We start from the raw sequence: 21,034 nt of genomic DNA on the forward strand, positions 1-21,034 counted from the left end.
CTCACCTCCTCAGGCCCGCTGGATGGGGTTGCGCGCGATCTCCAGCACCGCCTCGGAGAAGGCGTTGCAGGCGGCGCGGCAGGCCGCCTGGCTGCCGGCGAGGAAGGCCGCCGAGTAGTTGGTTTCCGAGGGCGGCGGCACGTAGGTCACCAGTTGCACGTCGGCGGCCTTGAGCGCGGCGTCGATGCCGTAGGTGGCCTCCAGCGGCGGCGCCACCAGGTAGGCGATGGGGTCGCCCAGGGCGATGCCGGCGCCGGCCGACAGGTAGCTGCCGGTGCGCGACACCACGTGGGCGAGGAAGGCCACGCTGTGGGCGTCGTCGGCCCAGCGGAAGCTCGGCCCGGCCTCGATCACCTCGTTCATGGCGTCGAGCCCGGCGCGCACCTCGGCGGGGTTGGGGCCGCCGAGCATGATCAGCACCTCGCCGGCGGTGGACGATGGCCCGTTGGCCGCCCCGGCGTACAGCGAGCGGCCGTACACCACTTCCACCTGGGCCTGCTTGGTCGCCTCGTCGGCGGCGATGTAGGCGACGTCGTCGGAGTCGACGCTGATCAGCCCGAGGCTGCGGATGTGCTCGCCCACCTTCAGTTCACGACGGAAATCTTCCTGCAACGAGGCGATCAGGCGCATGGCCGTGACGCTCGGTTTGATCGGATCGAGAATGCTCATGTCGGGTTGCTCCTCAGGATGGGGCTCAGCGGTTCAGGGCGATGCCGGAGGCTTGCTTCTCCAGCATCCGCCTGGCCAGGTCGACGATCACCGCCGCCGCTTCCACCGGCGGCGTGCCGCCGCGGTGGATGTTCGAGATGCAGGTGCGGTCGGCCTCCACGGTGCCGGCCAGGGTCGGCTTGTACACCGCGTAGCAGGACAGGCTCTCGGACTGCCCCAGGCCGGGGCGCTCGCCCACCAGCAGGATCACCACCTGGGCGCCGAGCAGCTCGCCGATCTGGTCCTCGACCTTGACCCGCCCGTAGCGCACGAAGAACGGCGTGCCGACGTCCAGCCCGGCGCTCTTCAGGCCCTCCAGCAGCGGCGGGAGGATTTCCTGGAAGTTCACCGTCACCGCGTCGGTGGACAGGCCGTCGGAGATCACCACCTGCACCTGCGGGTTCTTCCTGCACTCGGCCAGCAGGGTCGCCACCGCCTTCTCGCTGAGGCGGCGGCCCATGTCCGGGCGGGTCAGGTACTGGTCCTTGGTGTCGATCTCCGACTGCACTTCCAGCAGGCCCTGCTGGGCTACCCACTCGGCGGGCACCTCCTTGAGCACGGTGTCCTTGGAGCGCGAGTGGTCGGCGAGGAAGCGCAGCAACGCCTGGGTGCGCGGGCGCACGCCGGCGCGGCCCAGGCACACCCGCGCGGCGGTGGCCTTGCGGAATTCCTCCAGCACCTCGGCGCGCTGCGGGGCCTCGACGCCGATCCACTGCCGGGCCTGCTCCGAGCCCAGGTCCCAGGCGCACAGGCCGTCCTCGACGGCGCTGCCGGCAGTGGCCGGCGCCTGGGGCGCGGCGCTGGCGGGGCGGGCCTGGAGTTCATTCAATACCGAACGGACGATGTCCTCGATCTGCTGCTGATGCATGTCGCTTCCCTCAGAAGAAAATGGATGGATCGCCGGCGCGGGCGGTCAGCCGGCCGTCGCTCATCAGGCCCATGCGTTCGAGCCAGCGCTCGAACTCCGGCGCCGGGCGCAGGCCCAGCAGCTGGCGGATGGTGGCGGTGTCGTGGAAGGCGTTGGTCTGGTAATTGAGCATGATGTCGTCGCCCATAGGCATGCCGATGATGAAGTTGCAGCCGGCGGTGGCGAGCAGGATCATCAGGTTCTCGTTGGAGTTCTGGTCGGCGTCGGCGTGGTTGGTGTAGCAGCAGTCGCAGCCCATGGAGATGCCGCTGAGCTTGCCCATGAAGTGGTCTTCCAGGCCGGCGCGGATGATCTGGCGGTCGTTGTACAGGTACTCCGGGCCGATGAAGCCGACCACGGTGTTGACCATGAAGGGGTCGAAGTGGCGGGCCAGGCCGTAGTTGCGCGCCTCCATGGTCAACTGGTCGGCGCCGTGGTGGGCGCCGGCGGACAGCGCCGAGCCCTGGCCGGTCTCGAAGTACAGGCAGTTGGGCCCGGCGATGCGGTTGTACTCGGCGCCCACCGCGCGCGCCTCCTCGAGCATCTCCAGCTCCACGCCGAACTCGCGCAGGCCCTTCTCGCTGCCGCAGATGCTCTGGAAGATCAGCCCGCCCGGCGCGCCGCGGCGGATCGCCTCCATCTGCGTGGTGACGTGGGCCAGCACGCAGCCCTGGGTGGGGATGGCGAACTTGTCGATGGCCTCGTAGACGGTGTGCAGCACGCGGCTGAGGTTCTCGACGTTGTCGGTCACCGGGTTGACGCCGATCACCGCGTCGCCGATGCCGTAGGACAGCCCCTCGTACAGCTGCGCGGCGATGCTCTGCACGTCATCGCGGGTGTCGTTGGGCTGCAGGCGCGCGCTGAAGCGGCCGGGCAGGCCCATGGTGTTGTTGGCCTTCTTCACCACCGGCATGCGCTTGGCGCCATAGATCAGGTCGGCGTTGGAGCAGATCTTCGCCACCGCCGCCACCACCTCGGAACTCAGGCCCTTGCGCAGGAAGGCGATGTCGTCGGCGCCGGTGTCGTCGGCGAGGATGTACTCGCGCAGTTCGCCGATGCGCCACTGGGCGATGCGCGCGTAGGCGCTCTCGTTGATGCCGTCCTGGATCAGCCGGGTGACGCTGTCCTCCTCGTAGGGGATCACCGGGTTCATGCGCACGTCGGCCACCGTCAGTTCCGACAGCACCTGCTTGGCCGCCACCCGCTCCTGCGCGGTGGCCGCCGCCACGCCGGCGAGCACGTCGCCCGAGCGCGGCTCATTGGCCTTGGCCAGGACCTCCTTGACGTCCTTGAACTGATAGGTCTTGCCGAACAACTGGGTCTTGAGCTTCATAACACCACCTCAGGAAGGGAAAGCCAGTGACTTGACGGTGACCGGGAGGATCTCGCCGTCGAACAACGGGCTGCCGATATCGATGTAGTCGCCATCGCTGGTCGCCACCTCGTCGATGACCGCCAGGGCGCGGCCGGCCAGGCGCGGCTGCAGGAGCATGCCGAGGACCTTGCCGAGGTCCTGGGCGGCCACCACCAGCAGCGGATGGGCTTGGGTTGCATGGCTCTGGAAGCCGGTGAGTTCGTCCACGCAGCGCTGGATGGCCCGGTAGGCCACCGGCAGGTCCGCCGGCAGGGCCAGGGCGTAGAGGTCTTCGTCGGCGCGCAGGTCCATGCGCCGCAGGTTCTGCCGCCAGCCGTCGGCGAGGCCCTCGCCCTGGCCGGCGGCCCAGTTCGTCGCGCAGGGCACCACCGGCACGTTGCGCATCGGCAGCTGCATTTCGCGCAGCCAGATGGTGCTGCCGGACAGCGACAGGCTGTGGGCGCCGGCGCCGATCACGGTGGCGCGCACGGTCTGCTTCGGCTCGGCCAGCGGCAGGCGCTGGAAGCCGGGGTCGTCGTGCAGCGCCGCGGCCAGCAGCGGGCCGATGTCGCCGAAGCGGAACGGCGCCTGGTCCGCGCCGTGGTAGTAGCACTCGCCGACGCCGCCGGAGAGAGTCAGCGCCTGCAGCTGGCCGACCGCGGGCAGCGGCTCGGTCATCAGCAGTTCCCGGGCCAGCGGCGACGGCGTGCCGTCGATCACCTCGTACAGCAGCGCTGCCATGCGCCGCGCCAGCGCGCGCAGTTGCTCGCCGGACAGCGTCTGCGGCTCGCTGCCGAACAGCTCGCGGCAGATCGCCCGCGCCGGCGCATGCAGGCGCAGCAATGCGCCGCGGCTGTCGGTCTCCACCAGGCGCCCGCCGACGTTCAGGCAGGCCGAGCCGATCACCCGGCCGGCCTCGAACAGCACGTAGTTGGCGGTGCCGCCGCCGATGTCGATGTTCAGCACCCGCCCGGCGCAGGCGGCGGACAGTTCCGCCGCGCCGGCGCCGCGCCCGGCGATCACCGACTCCAGGTGCGGCCCGGCGCTGGCGACCACGAAGTCGCCCAGCCGCTCGGCCAGGCGCAGCACCGCCGGGCGCGCGTTGCGCGCCTTGGAGGTCTCGCCGGTGATGATGATCGCGCCGGATTCCACCTGCGCAGGTTCCAGCCCCGCGGCGCGGTACTGGTCGAGGATGAAGGCGAGCAGCTCGTCCTCGCGCAGGTGGCCCTCGAAGTCGATCGGGGTGAAGGCCACCGGGCTGACGTAGGTGACCTCCCGCGCGGCGAACTCGTAGTGCGGCACCTGCGACAGCGAGGCGCGGTTGACCAGCACCAGGCGCGAGAAGATCACCTGCGTGGTGGTGGTGCCGACGTCGATGCCGACGCTGCGCAGCTCGCGCCTGCTCATGGCCGTGCCCTTACTCGGCCCGCTGCAGGTCGGCGTCGGGCAACGCCACCGGCTCGGGCTGGGGTTCGGATTTCGGCGCGATGAGCAACGCCACCACCACCGCGGTGACGCCGCCGAACAGCTTGCCGACCAGCATCGGGAAGATCATCGCGGACATGTTCGCCGCGGTGAAACCGAGGTGGTCGCCCAGGGCGAAGCCGGCGGACACGGCGAAGGCGCAGTTGATGATCTTGCCGCGGGCATCCATCTTGCCGAACATGCCGAACATCGGGATCACGTTGGCCAGGGTCGCCACCATGCCGGCGGCGGCGTCCTTGTTCATGCCCAGCAGGCCGCCGACCTTCATCAGCGGGGTGCCGAACCAGCGGGTCAGCAGCAGCACCATGGGGTAGGCGCCGAGCAGCACGCAGGCGATCGAGCCGATCACCTCCATGGCGCGCATCACCGCGCCGGGCTCGTCGCCCTCGCTCATGAAGATCGGGTCCATCCCCGGGATCAGCGTCCAGCCCACGGTGAACTGCACCACCGCGGCGGCCAGGCCGAGGGTGATCAGCCCCACCAGCAGCTTGGCAAACACCTCGAAGCCGGCGATGATCTTCTCCGGGCAGAACTTCAGGCCCAGGGCGATCAGCACCGCGACCGCCAGCACCGGGATCATGTTGACGAGGATCATCGCCAGGCTGAACTGCACCGGCTCGCCGTTCACCTCGATGCCCGAGTACATCGCCACCAGACCGCCGGCGATGCAGCCCAGCGGCACGGTGACTATCCCGGCAAGGGTGCCCAGGGCCAGGTAGCGGCGGTCGGACGGGGCGATGATGCCCAGCGCCACCGGGATGATGAACACCAGGGTCGGGCCCATCATGGCGCCGAGGATCAGCCCCGAGTACAGCCAGGCGGCGGTGTCGCCGCCGGCCAGTTCCTTGGCCAGGGAGAAGGCGCCCATGTCGTTGGCCAGCAGGGTGCCGGCGAACATCGCCGGGCTGGCCCCGACGCTCTCGTAGAGCGGGATCACCAGCGGCCCCAGCAGGTTGGCCAGCACCGGCGCCAGGGCGGTGATGCCGACCATCGCCAGGCCCAGCGCGCCCATGGCCATGAAGCCTTCCTCGAACTGCCCGCCGGAGCCGCCGATGCCGCGCCCGAGCCACCCCAGGCCGAGGCGGCCGAGGACCTTCTCGGAGCCGCCGAACTGGCTGAATACCCTGTCCACCGCCCCGATCAGCAGGAAGACCATCATCACGTAGAGGATGATTTCGTTAACGCTCATGACACCTACTCCTGAACAACGTCGTTTCCTTCACGGCAGGCGCGTCAGCGCTGCCAGGCATCCTGGTAGATCGCTGTGATCTGTTGCGCGCAGGCGCTGCGCGGGTTGCCGGCCAGGCAGATGTCCTGCAGGGCCGCCTCGGCCAGCGTGGCGAAGTCTTCGCGGCGCACGCCGTGGGCCTGCAGGTCGCGGCCGGCGGCGCCGACTTCGTCGATCAGGCGCTGCACCGCGGCGATGCTGCGTTCGGCATCCAGGCTTTCGCGGCTGAGCGCGTGGCCGATCTCGGCGTAGGCGCGCTTGCAGACGAGCTGGTTGAAGCGCATCACCGCCGGCAGCATCAGCGCGTTGGCCTGGCCGTGGGGGATGCCGTAGCGCGCGCCCAGGGGGTGCGCGGTGGCATGGCACAGGCCCAGGCCGGAATTGGAAAAGGCCATGCCGGCCATGTACGAGGCGAGCATCATCGACTCGCGGGCGCCGACGTTGCCGCCCTGCCCCACCGCCAGCGGCAGGGCCTCGCCGATCAGCGCCACGGCGCGCAGGGCCAGGCCCTGGGTCAGCGGCGTGGCGTTCGGCGCGACGTAGGCCTCGATGGCGTGGGTCAGCGCGTCGATGCCGGTGGCGGCGGTCACCGCCGGCGGCACGCCGAGGGTCAGGCAGGCGTCGATGATCGCCAGGTCCGGAATCAGGTCGGTGTGCACCAGCACCTGCTTCAGGTGCCGCTGGCTGTCGGTGATGACCGCCACGTTGGTGGCCTCGGAGCCGGTGCCGGCGGTGGTCGGCACGGCGATCAGCGGCATGCGCCGGCGCAGCGCCGGGCCCTCGCCGAGGTCGCTCACCCGGCGCTCCGGGTTGGCCGCCAGCAGCGCGGTGGCCTTGGCCGCGTCGAGCACCGAACCGCCGCCGAAAGCCAGCACGCCGTCGCAATCGGCGGCCAGCAGTTGCCGGCCGGCGGCCTCCACCACCTCGCTGTGCGGCTCGCCGCCGGCGTAGACCAGGCATTCATGGGCCAGCCCGGCGTCGTCCAGCGAACGCAGCAGGCCCTGGTCCAGCCCCTGCTCGTGCAGCCGGCCGTCGACCATCACGAACAGCCGGCGGATGCCCAGCGCCGCGCTGGCCTCGCCGGTGCGCACGGTGGCGCCGGGGCCGATGTAGGTGCTGGGCGGCACGCGGAACTCGCGCACCGCGCGGGCATTGAGCATGTCCAGGGCGCGATGGATCACCCGGCCGACGTCCTGCTCGTGCATGTCAGCGTTCCTCCAGGGCTTGCAGGCCGCAGGCGGCGATGGCCAGCGGCGTGGTGAACAGCGGCGGCGCGGGCAGGATCACCCGCTGCGCGGGGAAGGCCGCGGCGAACAGCGGCTGCACGCCGGGCAGGCTGCAGGAGCCGCCGGACAGGTAGATCTCGTCCACGGCCTGGCCTTGCAGATGCTCGCGAACGATGTCGGCCATCTTTTCGAACACCGGGCGCACCAGCGGCCACAGCGCCGCACCCTCCTCGCGCTTGCGCCGTTCGGCCTCCTCCAGCGGCACGCCGAGGTGGCCGGCCAGCACCAGGCTGACGTGGTGCCCGCCGGTGGGCTCGTCGGCGCTGTGGATCACCTCGCCGTCGTGGACCACGGCCACGCCGGTGGTGCCGCCGCCGATGTCCACCACCGCGGCGCGCTCCAGGCGCAGCATCCGCGCCACCGCCGAGGGCTCGTCGATCACGCAGGCGATCTCCAGGCCCACGGCCTCCAGCACATGGGTGGAGATGCGCGGCTCGGTGCCCGGCGGGAAGGAAGTGGCGGCGCGGGTGAAGCGCACGCCGAGCTGCTGTTCCAGGCTGTCGAGCTGGGCGCGGACGAGGTTCACCGCGCCGAAGAAATCCCAGACCACGCCGTCGCGCACCACGTCGGCCCAGTCCAGGCGCACCGCCACCGGCAGCGCCTGGGCGTCGAGCACCATGGACACCACGTCGCTGGTGCCCAGGTCGATGCCCAGGGTCAGGGGGCCGCGGTCGCCCGGTTCGGCCACGGGGTGCGCCAGGCAGTAGGCGGCGCGCTCCAGGCGCGGGAACAGCCAGTGCTCGAGATCGCGTTGCATGGCCGCCTCAGACGATCCGCAGGTGGTCGACCATGACGCAGCGGCGCAGGCGGACGAAGGTCCGCGCCGAGGTCACACCCTCGCCGGTGGGCGTGGTGATGGTCATGGTGGTCCAGCCCTCGCCGCCGAAGCCCAGGCCGGCGAGGCATGGCCCGTTCTTGACGAAGATGCTGGTGTCCATGGCGTTGGCCATGCGGTCCAGATGGTCGAGGTTGCGCGAGTGCATGGCCGCCGTGTGGTGGCAGCCGCCCTCCAGCTTCAGCGCCAGGGCGATGGCCTGGTCGACGTTGGCCACCCGCACCATCGGCAGCACCGGCATCATCATCTCGGTGATGGCGAAGGGGTGGTCGGCGGTGGTCTCCAGCAGCAGCAGGCGTGTCTGTTCCGGCACCTGCAGGCCGATGGCGGCGGCGATCTTCGCCGCGTCGCGGCCAACCCAGTCGCGCGAGACGCTGCCGCGCCCCTGCTCGTCGACCTTCGGCAGCAGCAAGGGCAGCAACTGCCGGCCCTGCTCGGCGCTCAGCTCCACGGCCTGGTGCTTGAGCATCTCGGCCTTGAGGGCGTCGGCGACGCTGTCGACCACGATCAGCACCTTCTCGTCGGCGCAGATGATGTTGTTGTCGAACGAGGCGCCGAACACGATGTCCCGCGCGGCGCGCGCCAGGTCGGCGGTCTCGTCCACCACCACCGGCGGGTTGCCGGCGCCGGCGGCGATCAGGCGCTTGTCGGTGTGTTTGCGCGCGGCTTCCACCACCGCCTCGCCGCCGGTCACCACCAGCAGGCCGATGCCGGGGTAGCGGAACAGCCGCTGGGCGGTCTCGATGTCCGGGCGCTGCACGGTGGTGATGAGGTTGGCCGGCGCGCCGGCCGCGACCATGGCCTCGTTGAGCAGGCTGACGGTGCGCTGCGACACCCGCCTGGCCGCCGGGTGCGGGGCGAACACCACGGCGTTGCCGGCGGCGATCATGCTGATGGCGTTGTTGATGACGGTGGCCGCCGGGTTGGTCGAGGGCGTCACCGAGGCGATCACGCCCCAGGCCGCGTTCTCGATCAGCGTCAGCCCGCGGTCGCCGCTGAGCACCTGCGCCTGCAGGCATTCGGTGCCGGGGGTATGGCGGGCCTGGGCGATGTTCTTGGCGACCTTGTCGGCCACCCGGCCCATGCCGGTTTCTTCCACCGCCAGCTCCGCCAGCTCCTGGGCGTGGCGCTCGCCGGCGGCACGGATGGCGGCGATGGCCCGGTCGCGCATGGCCACCGAGCGCAATGCTTTTTGCGCCTGCGCGGCGGCGGCCACGGCGGCGTCCAGTTCGACGAACACGCCGGGGGCGCAGGTCGCGCCCGGCGCGGAACCCCCGGCCGTGGAGGTCGCCCCTATGGAGGCGAGCACCGCCTTGACCACCTGTTCGATTTCCTTCGGGTTGATGTCCACGTCGTGCCTCACAGAATTCAGGGATGAGCCGGGTCACTCCACCTGGCGCGGGCCGGTGGAGGACGCTTGTCGTGAATGACCGCCGGGGGCGGGCCTATTTGCGGTAGAGCAGGCTGCCGTCGAGCACCGCTTCGTCGACGATGCCGACCACGCACAGGTCGATCGGCGCGCGTTCCTCGGCCAGGGCCTGGCGCGCGGCGCTGCCGCCGGCCAGCATCACCCACTCGCCGTTGCCGGCGCCGAGGCAGTCGCTGGCCACGTGCCGTTCACCGCCGGGCTGCCCGGCGCGGTCGAGCATCTCGACCAGCAGCAGCCGGTCCAGGCCCATGCCCGGATGCTTCACGGTGCACACCACCTGCCCCACGACAATCGCCAGTTTCATCGCCTGTTACCTCGTCGGGCCGCGTTCCCCGCGGCGTACGCATGGATCCTCGGTGACGGTGCCCGGCACGCGCAGGGCGCGCTCAGGCACCGCTCGGACTGTCGCGGCGAGCCGCTCAATCCACCGGGCGATCCCCCGCCAGCTTGATCGGAAAGACTTCCTCCAGGTCCGAATGCGGGCGCGGGATCACCTGCACCGACACCACTTCGCCGACGCGCTGCGCGGCGGCCGCGCCGGCATCGGTGGCCGCCTTGCAGGCCGCGACGTCGCCGCGGACCATGGCGGTGACCAGGCCGCCGCCGATCTGCTTGACGCCCACCAGCTTCACCCGGGCGGCCTTGACCATGGCGTCGGAGGCCTCGATCAGCGCCACCAGGCCCTTGGTTTCGATCATGCCTAATGCTTCCATCTCACTCTCCTCGAACAATCGATCGCCCTTCGCAGGGCCTCATCGGAGTGGCTAGCCACTCGCATTACCCCCGGACGGCGGGGGCCGCCGTCCGGCTCAGGCGACTCGCCCGACAGCCTCGGCGCCGCCGGCCATCTTGTTGGCCAGCAGCACCGTCTGGATCATTTCCTCGCTCGTGCAGCCGCGCGACAGGTCGTGCAGCGGCGCGTTCATGCCCTGCAGCAACGGGCCGATGGCGTTCATGCCGCCGAGCCGCTGGGCGATCTTGTAGCCGATGTTCCCGGCCTCGAGGCTGGGGAACACGAACACGTTGGCCGCCCCGCCCAGCGGGCTGCCGGGCACCTTGAGCGCGGCCACCGCGGGCACGAAGGCGGCATCGAACTGGAGCTCGCCGTCGACGCACAGGCTTGGCTGGCGCTCGCGCACCAGCTCGCAGGCCTGGCGCACCGCCTCGGCGTCGGCATGCCTGGCGCTGCCGTGGCTTGAGAACGACAGCATCGCCACCCGCGCCGGCTCGCCGGTCAGCCGCTCGAAGTTGGCGGCCGAGGCGATGGCGATGTCCGCCAGTTGCTCCACCGTCGGCCGCGGCACCACGCCGCAATCGGCGAAGGCCAGGGGCGCGCCGCCGTCCGCGGGCAGCATGACGAACACCGAGGACAGCGTGCGGTTGCCCGGCGCCAGGCCCACCACCCGCAGGCCGGCGCGCAACACGTCGGCGGTGGCGCTGAGGTTGCCGGCGATGCACAGGTCCACCTGGCCGGCCGCCAGCAGCGCCGCGCCGAACCACAGTGGGTCGTGCAGCTGCTCCAGGGCCTGCTCGGGGCTGAGCTTGTTCTGCCGTTGCGCCAGGTCCTGGGCGAAGCCGTGCAGCCAGGGCGAGCGCGACGGGTCGATCAGCCCGAGATCGCCCAGGCGGATGTGCCGCTCCAGGCAGTAGCCGCGCAGGGCGAAGGGGTTGCCCAGCAGCAGCGGCTCGGCCAGGCCCTCGCGCTTGAGGTACTGCGCCGCCTCGATGGCGCGGCGGTCCAGGGCGTCGGGGAAGACCACCCGCGGCGGGTTCTGCCGGGCTACCCGGCGGCATTCGTCGAACAGCTTCATGGCGCTTCCCCCTGCACGCGCCGGTCCAGCTCGGCGGCGCTCGGCCAGGGTTGCCCGCGCAGGTGCAGCAGGCTCAGCAGCATGGCCACGTAGAGCGCGCTGGAAAGCCGGTTGAGGGCATGCAGCAGGTCCGGGCGACGCAGCCTGAAGCCGGCCTCCATGAACACCTGGGCGGCGCAGATTTCCACCTCGCGGACCTTGGCCCGCAGCAGGTTGAGCAGCGCCGGCGCGCGGCCGTGGCAGCACTCGGGCACCAGGTGGTCGTGGCCCAGGTATTTCAGCGGCGCGTGGGACAGGCGGTGCAGCACGGTCTCGTCGAGACCGCCGACGGCGAACCCGGCCAGTTCCTCGCCGAGCACGTCGGCGCGCATCAATTGGCCGAGCAGCGAACGGATGTCGGCCAGCCAGGCGGCCAGCCCGGCCGGTTCCGCCAGTTCCACCTGCAACCACACCGCCAGGGCGATGGCCGCGTCCAGCTGGGCGCGGAACTGCAGGCGCGGGTCGTTCTTGGCCACCAGCTCGTGGGCGTTCAGGTGGGTCATGCCGGCGGGCTTGCGCGCCGGCGTCTCGCCGCACAGCTGGCAGGCCGCGGCGACGCGCCGGGCGCTGCCGGTCAGCCCGTGCACCGCCTGCAGGCACGGCGCGCCGTCCGCGTCCGGCTCTTCGGTCGCCCGGTACAGGCGGCCCTGTTCGTCATGGAACTTCAGCGACAGGTGGCGCTCGTCGATCAGCGCGCGGGCGGCGGGGGTCAACCGCGCGTCGGCGGGCAGCCGCAGCTCGGTGCCTTCGCTCAGGCCGTGGCGCTCGCGCAGCCAGCTTTCGGTGATGAAAGTGCTCATGGCCGCCTCACTGTTCCTGCCAGTTGGCCGGCCAGGCCACGTAGAGGAAGCGCACCCGGCTGGGGGTGCCGAACTCGATGGCGCTGCCCTTGGGGATGAACAGCAGGTCGCCGGGCTGGCCCACCAGGGTCTCGCCGTTCTGGCGGATGTGCAGCTCGCCCTCCAGCACCAGGTCCACCTCGTCGTAGTTCAGCGTCCAGGGGAAGAAGGCGTTCTCCCACTGCATGAAGCCGGCGCCCATGCTGCTGCCGTCGTCGGCGCCGACCACGTCGGTGATGCCGATCTGGCAGTCGCCCGGCACTCCGTCGAGGCGGCCGAAGCGCACGCTGTCGCCCTTCACCAGCTTGATCCCGCCGGCGCCGGTGCGCGCCTCGAAGGCCGCCCGGGCCACGCTGGCGCCGCCCTGCTGCGCGGCCTTGCGCACCAGTTGGTCGACCAGTTGCGCGTCCACCTCGGCGGGCAGCCGCGCCAGCACCTCGGCACGGATCCGCGCCAGCTCGTCCTCGCTGGGCCCGGCCGCGGCCGCTTGCGCTTCCTGTGCCTCCGGGCTGCCGGCCACCCGCTCGACCAGCGCCAGGCCCACCTGCTCGGCCACCGTGCGCGCCTCCGGCGTGACGATGCAGCGCGGCAGTTCCACGGCCAGGGAACTCTGCCCGGCGGCGATGGCTTCACGGATGTCGTTGGCGGTAATCAGCTTCTTCATCTCAACAGGTCCTCGATCGGATTCCGTGCGTTCAGCAGCGCGCGCAGGCGCTCGATGCTGGCGGGGTCGTCGCTGGCGGTGCGGACGATCTCGCCGTCGATGCCGTGGCTGCGCAGCAGGCGCTCGATGGCGGGCAGGTCGACGCCGGGCAGGTCGCACTTGCTGATCACCCCGATCAGCCGCTTGCCGGCGTGGATGTCGAGCAGCCCGGGCGGCAGCCGGCATTCCAGCGAATCGGCGGGGTGCACGTAGACCAGGGTGTCGACGTCGTCGGTGCTGGTGATCAGCGCGCGGTACAGGCGCGGGTGGCTGACGAACTCGCCGGGGGTATCCAGCGCGCCGCTGGGGTCGTATTCCAGCGCCTGGGTCTTGCGCGCCGCCGCGGGGTTGCCGCACAGGGCGTTGAACAGGGTGGTCTTGCCGGCGCCGACGCCGCCGACCAGGGCATACCGCTGCGCGCTCATCATCAGCTCCTGGTCACCGGGCAGACGCTGTAGTCGAGCAGCCGGCCGAGGGCGGCGCAGGTCTGCGCCAGCGCCTCCTCCACCGCGCCGACGCTGCCGTGCAGCACCAGGGCGCCGCTGAAACGGTCGAGGAAGCCGATGTTCACGTTCGCCGCCTTGGTGGCGAAGTCGCCGGCGATCATCGCGGTCTCGCCCGGGGTCAGGGTCATGATGCCGATGGCCTCGGCCCCGGGCACGCCGATCTTGCTCGCCAGCTCCTCCTGGGGGTGCGCGATCAGGTGCGCCAGGGTCACCTGCTTGCCCGGGACGAATTCCTGGATGATGCGCTCTTTGGACACGTGCTCTGCTCCTCTAACTGCTTAGGAAGCTAACAAGTGCCCGGACGGTGGCCCTATCAAAATCCGGCAAAGTTTTCCGCCGCCCCGCAAGACCGGAAAACTCCTACGCGAAACCGTTGGAACGCCCGCAGGACGCCGCATCGACGGTTTCCCGCCGAGGCCTGCGACCCGCGGCCGACGCCGTGCTGAGTGACTTTGTCGCAGCCGGCAGGAGGCGTCCGGGCACAGGCGGGGCGCCGCCATGGCGGTGGCGGGAGTAGGGGAAAGGGGCATCTGACAGACAGGTTCCGCATCAGCCCGACTTGCCCGGCCGGGGCGTTGTTCGTAAGGTGCGCACGTTTTCGTTCGAGGTAACGGGAAGCAGGTGAAAGACCTGCGCTGCCCCCGCAACGGTAACCGACCGCAGGCCCGCGCCTGCCGCGCTCCAATCCGCCACTGTGCGCCACGCATGGGAAGGCCGGGAGCGTGCGAGTCGGCAGCCCGGAGACCGCCCTCGACACGCACGACAGGTGTTGCGGAGGGCCGCACCGTCAAGCGCGGCCCCTCCCGCCCTTGCCCAGCCCTCCTCGAAAGTCCACTTTTGAGGAACCCCAGCGATGAAACTTTCCCGTCTCGCCCTGGCCGCCGCCGTGCTGCCCGCGGCGGCCTTCGCCACCGACGATGCCGAACAGGCCTACCAGCTGCCGTCGATGGTCATCACCTCGGCGCGCCAGGCAGAACCCCGCGGCCAGGCCACCTCGGCCAACACCGTCTTCACCCGCGACGACATCGAGCGCCTGCAGGCACGCAGCGTCCCCGAGCTGCTGCAGCGGGTGCCCGGCGTGCAGCTGAGCAACGCCGGCGGCCTGACCAGCTACTTCCTGCGCGGCACCAACCCCGGCCAGACCCTGGTGCTGGTGGACGGCCAGCGCATCGCCTCGGCGAGCAGCGGCATCGCCCGCCTGGACTACCTGAACGTCGACAACATCGAGCGCGTGGAAGTGACCCGCGGCCCGCGCTCGGCGCTGTACGGCGCCGACGCCATCGGCGGGGTGATCCAGATCTTCACCCGCCGCGGCGAAGCCGGCCTGCACCCGCAGGTGCGCCTGGCCGCCGGCAGCAACGGCACCTTCCAGCGCAGCGCCTCGCTCGCCGGCGGCGACGAACGCACCCGCTTCGACCTGGGCGCCAGCCTCGACGAGAGCCGCGGCTACGACTACACCCGCGACAACGTCGGCGCCGACAGCGACCACGACGGCCAGCGCAACAAGGCCGTGCACCTGAACCTGGACCACCGCCTGAACGAGGACTGGAAGGCCGGCTTCAGCCTCAACGACCAGCGCGGCGACAGCGAATACGACGACGCCTACAGCTACGCCCCCGCCGAGCCCCACGACGAATTCCGCGTCAGCAGCTACAGCGGCTACCTCGAAGGCCAGCTGACCTCGATGTGGAACAGCCGCCTGGAACTGGGCCGCAGCTTCGACCGCAACAAGGCCGTGGGCGCCGCCGAGGTGTGGAACAACGGCACCCTGGAAACCACCCGGCATTCCGCCAGCTGGTTCAACCGCCTGCAGTTGGATGCGCGCAACCAGCTGGCCCTGGGCGCGGACTGGTACGAGGACCGGGTCGACGGCAGCACCGCCTTCGCCGAGGACAGCCGCACCAACCACGCCTTCTTCGCCCAGCACAGTTTCAAGGGCGAGGCCTTCTCCACCGAGCTGGGCCTGCGCCACGACGACAATGAGCGCTACGGTTCGCAGAACAGCTGGAACGCCGCCTTCACCCTGCCGGTGGGCGCCAGCCAGAGCTGGATCGCCAGCTACGGCGAGGGCTTCCGCGCGCCGACCTTCAGCGACCTCTACTACCCCGGCGCCAGCAACCCGGACCTTGCGGCCGAGACCTCGAAGACCTACGAGCTGCAATGGCGCGGCGACTTCGCCGGCACCCACCTGGAGGCCGCGCTGTACCGCACGGAAGTGGACGACCTGATCGCCTGGGACAGCGCCAGCAACCAGCCGCAGAACATCGCCAAGGCGCGCATCGACGGCTTCGAGGCCAGCCTGGCCCGCGAGGTCCTCGGCTGGCAGGCCAACCTCGGCCTGAGCATCATCGACCCGCGCGACCGCGACACCGGCCACACCCTGCCGCGCCGCGCCCGGCGCACCCTGAGCCTGGACCTGGACCGCCAGTTCGGCGCCTTCGGCGTCGGCGGCACCTGGCGCGCGCTGAGCAACAGCTACGCCGACGCGGCCAACCAGGACCGCCTGGGCGGCTATGGCGTGCTCGACGTGCGCGGCAGCTGGCAGTTCAGCGAAACGCTGCGCTGGGACCTGAAGCTGCAGAACCTGCTGGACCAGGACTACGCCCGCGCCAGCTACCAGCGCCCGACCGACCCCATGGGCTTCCCCAGCGAGACCTTCCACTACAAGGAAGCCGGGCGCACCGCGCTGCTGGCGTTGACCTGGACGCCGGAGTTGTAGGTATCGGCCCATGCAGGAGCGCGCCCTGCGCGCGATTTCGCGGGCAGGGCCCGCTCCTACAGGTTGCCGTGAGGCATGGCATTCTCACCCGTAGGAGCGGATTCATCCGCGATTCCGCCGACAAGGCGGACGGCGCCCAGGCCAACCTTGGCGCCGCCGGGGATCGCCATTAAACGGCGGATAACGCGGAGCGTTATTCGCCCTACGTTCGCCATGAGGCACAGCATTTCCCTGTAGGAGCGGGCCCTGCCCGCGATTCCGCCGGCAAGGCGGACGGCGCCCAGGCCAACCTTGGCGCCGCCGGGAATCACCGCTAAACGGCGGATAACGCGGAGCGTTATTCGCCCTACGTTCGCCATGAGGCACGGCATTTCCCTGTAGGAGCGGGCCCTGCCCGCGATTCCGCCGGCAGGGCGGACGGCGCCCAGGCCGACCTTGGCGCCACCGGGGGTCGCCGTTAAACGGCGGATAACGCGGAGCGTTATTCGCCCTACGTTCGCCATGAGGCACAGCATTTCCCTGTAGGAGCGGGCCCTGCCCGCGATTCCGCCGGCAGGGCGGACGGCGCCCAGGCCAACCTTGGCACCGCCGGGGATCGCCGCTGAACGGCGGATAACGCGGAGCGTTATTCGCCCTATGTTCGCCATGAGGCACGGCATTTCCTTGTAGGAGCGGACCTTGTCCGCGATTCCGCCGGCAGGGCGGACCACGCCCAGGCCAACCTTGGCGCCGCCGGGGGTCGCCGTTAAACGGCGGATAACGCGGAGCGTTATTCGCCCTACGCCAACACCCCCGCCAGCCGCCCCAGCGCCGCGCAATCCACGGCGTGCCAGTCGCTCAGCTCCGGCCAGGGGTTCTCCGCCAGGTTGACCAGCGCCGTGTAGCTGCCCGCCGCGCGGCCGCATTCCAGGTCGAAGCGGTAGTCGCCGACCATCAGCATGTCTTTCGGCTGCACGCCCCAGCGCTCGGCCAGGTGCAGCAGGCCGTCGGGATTGGGCTTGGGCCGGGCTTCGCCGCGGCCGAGGATGTCGCCGGTGGCGAAGCAGTCGCCCAGGCCGATGGCCTGCAGGGTCACCAGCGCCAGCTCGTGGGCGTTACGGGTGAGGATGCCGAGGCGGTAGCCGGCCTCGTGCAGCGCGCGCACCAGGTCCACCGCGCCGGGGGCGGCGGTGGAGGCCAGGGCCAGTTCGCGCTCGTGCGCCAGCAGCCAGGCGTGCTTGGCCGCCGCCTCGGCTTCCGGCAGCGCCGCCAGGTGGCTGAGGATGTCGTCTTCCTGGGGGATGCCCAGGGCCCGCTTGATCGCCGGGAAGTCGTGCACCGCCAGGGTCAGGGTGCCGTCCATGTCGAACACCCAGTGGCGGATCAGGCCCGGCCTCATGTCCAGTCCTCGCGGCGGCGGATCAGGCCTTCCTGGGTCGCCGAGGCCACCAGTTGGCCGTCGCGGTTGAAGATGCTGCCGCGCACGAAGCCGCGGCCGTTGCCGGCCCAGGGGCTGTCGATGGCGTACAGCAGCCACTCGTCCGCGCGCAGGTCGCGGTGGAACCACACGGAATGGTCGATGGTGGCCACCTGCATGTCCTTCTGCCACACCGAGCGGCCGTGGGGCAGCAGCGAGGTGGTGAGGAAGCCGAAGTCCGAGGCGTAGGCGAGGATGTACTTGTGCAGCGCCGGCACGTCCGGCAGCTTGCCGTCGGCGCGCAGCCAGAGGTACTTGATCGGCTCGCCGACCTGCGGGTCGTAGGGGTCGTTCTGGGTGACCGGGCGGATCTCGATGGGCTTGGGGTACAGCAGCTTGTCGCGGATGCGCTCGGGGAACTGGGCGATGCTGCGCTGCTTGAGCTCCAGGTCCGTGGGCAGGTTCTCCGGGCCGACCACGTCGGGCATCGGGATCTGGTGCTGGAAGCCCTCCTCGTCGTACTGGAAGGAGGTGCTCAGGGCGAAGATCGGCTGGCCCTTCTGGATGGCGGTGACGCGGCGGGTGCTGAAGGTGCCGCCGTCGCGCACCCGGTCGACCTGGTAGACCACCGGCATGCTGGCGTCGCCCGGGCGCAGGAAGTAGCCGTGCATGGAGTGCACGTGGCGCGCCGGCTCCACCGTCTGGCTGGCCGCCGACAGCGCCTGGCCGAGCACCTGGCCGCCGTACAGCTGGCGGAAGCCGAGGTCCTGGCTGATGCCCCGGAACAGGTTTTCCTCGATGGGTTCCAGGCTCAGCAAAGCCACCAGGTTGTCCAGTATCTGGGTCATGACGTTTCCTCGGAATCGGTACTGCGAATGGGATGCGGGCGGCGCGGCTGGGGGTAGGCGGGCGAACTGCTCAGACGAGTGTCCCATACCGCGCGGCCGATGGTGAAATGATAGAGGCTGACCGGGCGGTCCGGTCCCTCGCCGAGCAATTCCCGCAGCGCCTCGTCGAAATAGCAGCCGATGCCGGTGCCCGAGAGCCCCGCGGCCTCGGCCTCCAGGTAGAGCAACTGGCCGATCTGCCCGGCCTCCCAGTACAGCCGCGGGTAGGTCCAGGGGCCCTCGGCCAGCGCCGCGTCCAGGTCGGCGAGCATGGCGAAGGCCACGCAGCCGTCGCTGGCGATGTCCTGGCCGCAGGAAAGGAAGGCCGAGAGCTGGCGGGCGTCGCCTTCCAGCAACAGGTACAGCGGCAGCCCGGCGTCCGCCCGGCGCCACTGGAAGTCCGCGCGCAGGCCGCCCGGCGCGCGGCCGCCGCGGCCCAGCCAGTAGAGCCCCGGCGCCAGGCCCTGGACGCGGTGGACGAACAGCAGCAGGTCCAGGCGCGGCGGCTCGCCCGTGCAGGCGAAGGGCACCGGCGAGTGCTCCGGCAGCAGGCGGCGCAGCCAGGCCAGCAGCAGCTCGGCGTGGATGCCGCTGCGGCCGTCCAGGCTCTGCGCGCTGCGCCGGCGGTGGAGGATCGGGCGCAGCGGCAGGCCGGGGTTGTCCAGGGTCGCCTCGGCGCGCGGCAGGCGCCAGTCGGCGGGGGCCAGCGCCGGCGCACGGCACAGCGCGTGGACGCGCTCCAGTTCCGGCCAGTGGCGGTAGCTGCGCGAGAGGCGGTTGGGCGCGCCCTGCAGCTCCAGCGCCGCCAGGCCCCGCAGCAGCGCATCGGGCACGCGGGGTTCGCGGTCCTGCGGCGGACCTATCCACAGCAACGCATCCACCGCCTCGCGCTCGTGGAAGCCTTCCCGGTCCAGGCCGAAGGGCGCGTCCAGGCTGCGTTCGTCCAGCGCGCGCAGCAGCCGCACTTCCCAGCCCTGGATGGCCGCGGCGATGGCCAGGGCCGCCAGGGCGTGGCCGAAGTCGTGCTGGCAGTAGCGGTAGGCGCGCTCGCCGTACTTCCAGGCCTCGCGCCAGGGGATGCTGGCCAGCGCCAGCAGCAGGCCGTCGCCGGGGAGTTGCCCGGCCAGGGCGGGCGGCAGTTCGGCGCGCACCTCCAGCAGGTGTTCGTCGGCCGTGTAGTGGGCCAGCACGGCGGACTTGTCCACAGCCCCGGCCGGCAGCAGCAGGTAGGCCTCGGTGGGGTGCAGGTTGCCGCTGGAGGGGTTGACCCGCAGCGCCCAGCGGCTGCCGCCGGCTTGCTTCCAGGCGGAGAGGGCCAGGCTGTCGTAGAGCAGTTGCGAGACGCTTTCCAGGCCCAGCGGCGCCGGCTCGCCGAGGGGGCCGGCGAACACGCCGTCGTAGCCCGGCGATTCTTCCTGCGGGCGGTGCAGCAATTCGATCGAGCGCGCCCCGGCATAGCGGCGGAAGGGCGCCGGCTGGGTCGCCCAGTCCAGCTGGCCGGGCCCCGGGGCGAAGCGCTCCGGGGCGTGGCAGCTCAGGGCGTGGTAGGCACGCACGGCCTCGGCGGCGTTCATGTCTGCGCCTCCAGCCATTGCTGGCGGCTGATGCGCAGCAGCAGGCGCGGGGTGCTCAGGCTGGGCAGGTGCATGGTTCGCCTCGGGATGCTCGTCAGGGGCCTATTGTGCCCCATGCGCGGCCCTGGCGCCCGGCCGCGGGGCCGGCTTACCCTTGCCGCTGAACAGCCCGAGCCCCGTCCCATGCCGTTGCCCCTGGTCTACCACGACGACTACAGCCCGCCCTTCCCCGCCGGCCACCGCTTCCCGATGGAGAAGTTCCGCCTGCTCAAGGAGCATCTGGTGGCCAGCGGCCTGACCTGCGACGCGGCGCTGCTGCGCCCCGAGCCCTGCCCGGCGGACATCCTCGCCCTGGCCCACGACCGCGGCTACATCGAGCGCTATTGCAGCGGCGACATGAGCCGCGAGGAACTGCGCCGCCTCGGCCTGCCCTGGAGCGAGGCCCTGGCCCGGCGCACGGTGCGCGCGGTGGGCGGCTCGCTGCTGGGCGCGGACCAGGCGCTCAAGCACGGCCTGGCCTGCCACCTGGCCGGCGGCACCCACCACGCGCACCACGACCACGCCTCGGGCTTCTGCATCTTCAACGACCTGGCGGTGATCGCCCTCTACCTGCTGGAGAGCGGCCGCGCCGGGCGGGTGCTGATCTTCGACTGCGACGTGCACCAGGGCGACGGCACCGCGCGCATCCTGGAAAACGTCCCCGACGCCGTCACGGTGTCGCTGCACTGCGAGAAGAACTTCCCCGCGCGCAAGGCGCGCAGCGACTGGGACATCCCCTGCCGCTGCACATGGGCGACGCCGACTACCTGCGGGTGGTGGACGAGGCGCTGGACTACCTGCTGCCGCTGTACCAGCCGGACCTGGTGCTCTACGACGCCGGGGTGGACGTGCACAGGGACGACGCCCTGGGCTACCTGAACCTCACCGACGCCGGCCTGGCCGCCCGCGACGAGCGGGTGATCGAACGCTGCCTGGCCCGCGACATCCCGGTGCTGGGGGTGATCGGCGGCGGCTACGACAAGGACCGCGCGGCCCTGGCGCGGCGCCACGGCATCCTCCACCACAGCGCGCAGCGGGTCTGGCAGCGCCTCGGCCTGAGCTGAGTTGTCCACGCAGGCTGTGGAACAACCTGTGGAAAAGCTTGGGGGCGTCCGCCCTGGCCCCCGCCCGGCCTGGGGCACAGCCGGCTGGGTGAAAGATGACCAGGCAAGCTTGCACGCAGCGGAGCCTTGTCCACGGATACTGTGGAAGCCACTGTGGATAAGCTGCGGGGCCTTCGCTGCAGGCCACGCCCCTCAGGCCCTCCAGCCCAATGAACAAAATATGAC

The 21,034-nt window shown here is 71.0% G+C and carries 19 protein-coding genes, 1 pseudogene and 1 riboswitch; of the genes and pseudogenes, 2 read left to right on the forward strand and 18 right to left on the reverse strand.

The features are described from left to right. Positions 1-9: 9 nt before the first annotated feature. From eutL to eutS, 15 genes are all read right to left on the reverse strand, one after another. The gene (gene eutL, locus VV867_RS21080) at positions 10-669 is read right to left on the reverse strand and encodes an ethanolamine utilization microcompartment protein EutL (protein WP_009615714.1); all 660 of its coding nucleotides are present in this window, start codon (positions 667-669) and stop codon (positions 10-12) included. A 25-nt stretch (positions 670-694) separates the two neighbouring features. Continuing rightward, on the reverse strand, positions 695-1,576 hold the full coding sequence (gene eutC / locus VV867_RS21085; protein ID WP_328567467.1) for an ethanolamine ammonia-lyase subunit EutC: 882 nt from the start codon (positions 1,574-1,576) through the stop codon (positions 695-697). Between the two features lie 10 nt (positions 1,577-1,586). Further along, positions 1,587-2,948 (reverse strand): ethanolamine ammonia-lyase subunit EutB, encoded by a 1,362-nt coding sequence (locus tag VV867_RS21090; protein ID WP_328567468.1) that lies wholly within the window; start codon positions 2,946-2,948, stop codon positions 1,587-1,589. Between the two features lie 9 nt (positions 2,949-2,957). Further along, positions 2,958-4,376, reverse strand: coding sequence for an ethanolamine ammonia-lyase reactivating factor EutA (locus VV867_RS21095; protein ID WP_328567469.1), 1,419 nt, complete (start codon positions 4,374-4,376; stop codon positions 2,958-2,960). 10 nt (positions 4,377-4,386) lie between these two features. Next, positions 4,387-5,643: an ethanolamine utilization protein EutH gene (gene eutH, locus VV867_RS21100; protein ID WP_328567470.1), complete on the reverse strand. Its 1,257-nt coding sequence runs from the start codon at positions 5,641-5,643 to the stop codon at positions 4,387-4,389. Positions 5,644-5,687: 44 nt separating this feature from the next. Continuing rightward, positions 5,688-6,887, reverse strand: a complete 1,200-nt coding sequence (locus VV867_RS21105) for an iron-containing alcohol dehydrogenase family protein (RefSeq protein ID WP_328567471.1) — start codon at positions 6,885-6,887, stop codon at positions 5,688-5,690. A 1-nt stretch (position 6,888) separates the two neighbouring features. Beyond that, a complete protein-coding gene (gene eutJ, locus VV867_RS21110) occupies positions 6,889-7,725 on the reverse strand; it encodes an ethanolamine utilization protein EutJ (protein ID WP_328567472.1) in 837 nt (278 codons plus the stop codon). Positions 7,726-7,732: 7 nt separating this feature from the next. After that, entirely contained in the window at positions 7,733-9,154 is a 1,422-nt protein-coding gene (locus tag VV867_RS21115) for an aldehyde dehydrogenase family protein (protein ID WP_328567473.1), read from the reverse strand. A 94-nt stretch (positions 9,155-9,248) separates the two neighbouring features. After that, a complete protein-coding gene (gene eutN / locus VV867_RS21120) occupies positions 9,249-9,536 on the reverse strand; it encodes an ethanolamine utilization microcompartment protein EutN (protein WP_328567474.1) in 288 nt (95 codons plus the stop codon). A gap of 115 nt (positions 9,537-9,651) precedes the next feature. After that, positions 9,652-9,945 (reverse strand): ethanolamine utilization microcompartment protein EutM, encoded by a 294-nt coding sequence (eutM, locus tag VV867_RS21125; protein ID WP_109936393.1) that lies wholly within the window; start codon positions 9,943-9,945, stop codon positions 9,652-9,654. A gap of 96 nt (positions 9,946-10,041) precedes the next feature. Further along, positions 10,042-11,043, reverse strand: a complete 1,002-nt coding sequence (locus tag VV867_RS21130; RefSeq protein ID WP_109936394.1) for a phosphate acetyltransferase — start codon at positions 11,041-11,043, stop codon at positions 10,042-10,044. Further along, on the reverse strand, positions 11,040-11,882 hold the full coding sequence (gene eutT / locus VV867_RS21135) for an ethanolamine utilization cob(I)yrinic acid a,c-diamide adenosyltransferase EutT (RefSeq protein ID WP_328567475.1): 843 nt from the start codon (positions 11,880-11,882) through the stop codon (positions 11,040-11,042). The genes VV867_RS21130 and eutT overlap by 4 nt, the downstream gene beginning before the upstream one ends. Positions 11,883-11,889: 7 nt before the next feature. Continuing rightward, entirely contained in the window at positions 11,890-12,585 is a 696-nt protein-coding gene (eutQ, locus tag VV867_RS21140) for an ethanolamine utilization acetate kinase EutQ (protein ID WP_109936396.1), read from the reverse strand. After that, positions 12,582-13,049, reverse strand: a complete 468-nt coding sequence (locus tag VV867_RS21145) for a EutP/PduV family microcompartment system protein (RefSeq protein ID WP_089389808.1) — start codon at positions 13,047-13,049, stop codon at positions 12,582-12,584. The genes eutQ and VV867_RS21145 overlap by 4 nt, the downstream gene beginning before the upstream one ends. 2 nt (positions 13,050-13,051) lie before the next feature. Beyond that, positions 13,052-13,387, reverse strand: coding sequence for an ethanolamine utilization microcompartment protein EutS (gene eutS, locus VV867_RS21150; RefSeq protein WP_275628615.1), 336 nt, complete (start codon positions 13,385-13,387; stop codon positions 13,052-13,054). 310 nt (positions 13,388-13,697) lie between these two features. Continuing rightward, positions 13,698-13,896: riboswitch (cobalamin riboswitch) on the forward strand. Between the two features lie 87 nt (positions 13,897-13,983). Between eutS and VV867_RS21155 the strand changes: the two genes are divergently transcribed. Further along, positions 13,984-15,849 (forward strand): TonB-dependent receptor domain-containing protein, encoded by a 1,866-nt coding sequence (locus VV867_RS21155; protein ID WP_328567476.1) that lies wholly within the window; start codon positions 13,984-13,986, stop codon positions 15,847-15,849. Between the two features lie 778 nt (positions 15,850-16,627). Here VV867_RS21155 and VV867_RS21160 read toward each other — a convergent pair. From VV867_RS21160 to VV867_RS21170, 3 genes are read right to left on the reverse strand one after another with little or no spacing between them, the layout of a single operon-like run. Continuing rightward, positions 16,628-17,227, reverse strand: coding sequence for an HAD family hydrolase (locus VV867_RS21160; RefSeq protein ID WP_328567477.1), 600 nt, complete (start codon positions 17,225-17,227; stop codon positions 16,628-16,630). Beyond that, a complete protein-coding gene (gene tesB, locus VV867_RS21165) occupies positions 17,224-18,093 on the reverse strand; it encodes an acyl-CoA thioesterase II (protein WP_109936399.1) in 870 nt (289 codons plus the stop codon). The genes VV867_RS21160 and tesB overlap by 4 nt, the downstream gene beginning before the upstream one ends. Further along, positions 18,090-19,706 (reverse strand): SagB/ThcOx family dehydrogenase, encoded by a 1,617-nt coding sequence (locus VV867_RS21170; RefSeq protein ID WP_328567478.1) that lies wholly within the window; start codon positions 19,704-19,706, stop codon positions 18,090-18,092. The genes tesB and VV867_RS21170 overlap by 4 nt, the downstream gene beginning before the upstream one ends. 183 nt (positions 19,707-19,889) lie before the next feature. Here VV867_RS21170 and VV867_RS21175 point away from each other — a divergent pair. Continuing rightward, positions 19,890-20,809: pseudogene (locus VV867_RS21175) on the forward strand (histone deacetylase family protein). The last annotated feature ends 225 nt before the right edge of the window (positions 20,810-21,034 follow it).

This window comes from Pseudomonas sp. JH-2 (genome assembly GCF_036231725.1).
Classification (GTDB): Bacteria; Pseudomonadota; Gammaproteobacteria; order Pseudomonadales; family Pseudomonadaceae; genus Pseudomonas; species Pseudomonas delhiensis.

Bases quoted from the DNA above. Each gene is read 5' to 3' on its own strand.
- VV867_RS21105 (WP_328567471.1), bottom strand. From the start codon at position 6,887: ATGCACGAGCAGGACGTCGGCCGGGTGATCCATCGCGCCCTGGACATG.
- eutH (WP_328567470.1), bottom strand. From the start codon at position 5,643: ATGAGCGTTAACGAAATCATCCTCTACGTGATGATGGTCTTCCTGCTG.
- VV867_RS21160 (WP_328567477.1), bottom strand. From the start codon at position 17,227: ATGAGGCCGGGCCTGATCCGCCACTGGGTGTTCGACATGGACGGCACC.
- eutT (WP_328567475.1), bottom strand. From the start codon at position 11,882: ATGAGCACTTTCATCACCGAAAGCTGGCTGCGCGAGCGCCACGGCCTG.
- VV867_RS21155 (WP_328567476.1), top strand. From the start codon at position 13,984: ATGAAACTTTCCCGTCTCGCCCTGGCCGCCGCCGTGCTGCCCGCGGCG.
- VV867_RS21170 (WP_328567478.1), bottom strand. From the start codon at position 19,706: ATGAACGCCGCCGAGGCCGTGCGTGCCTACCACGCCCTGAGCTGCCAC.
- VV867_RS21090 (WP_328567468.1), bottom strand. From the start codon at position 2,948: ATGAAGCTCAAGACCCAGTTGTTCGGCAAGACCTATCAGTTCAAGGAC.
- eutN (WP_328567474.1), bottom strand. From the start codon at position 9,536: ATGAAACTGGCGATTGTCGTGGGGCAGGTGGTGTGCACCGTGAAGCAT.
- eutL (WP_009615714.1), bottom strand. From the start codon at position 669: ATGAGCATTCTCGATCCGATCAAACCGAGCGTCACGGCCATGCGCCTG.
- eutQ (WP_109936396.1), bottom strand. From the start codon at position 12,585: ATGAAGAAGCTGATTACCGCCAACGACATCCGTGAAGCCATCGCCGCC.
- eutC (WP_328567467.1), bottom strand. From the start codon at position 1,576: ATGCATCAGCAGCAGATCGAGGACATCGTCCGTTCGGTATTGAATGAA.
- tesB (WP_109936399.1), bottom strand. From the start codon at position 18,093: ATGACCCAGATACTGGACAACCTGGTGGCTTTGCTGAGCCTGGAACCC.
- VV867_RS21095 (WP_328567469.1), bottom strand. From the start codon at position 4,376: ATGAGCAGGCGCGAGCTGCGCAGCGTCGGCATCGACGTCGGCACCACC.
- eutJ (WP_328567472.1), bottom strand. From the start codon at position 7,725: ATGCAACGCGATCTCGAGCACTGGCTGTTCCCGCGCCTGGAGCGCGCC.
- eutM (WP_109936393.1), bottom strand. From the start codon at position 9,945: ATGGAAGCATTAGGCATGATCGAAACCAAGGGCCTGGTGGCGCTGATC.
- VV867_RS21130 (WP_109936394.1), bottom strand. From the start codon at position 11,043: ATGAAGCTGTTCGACGAATGCCGCCGGGTAGCCCGGCAGAACCCGCCG.
- VV867_RS21145 (WP_089389808.1), bottom strand. From the start codon at position 13,049: ATGAGCGCGCAGCGGTATGCCCTGGTCGGCGGCGTCGGCGCCGGCAAG.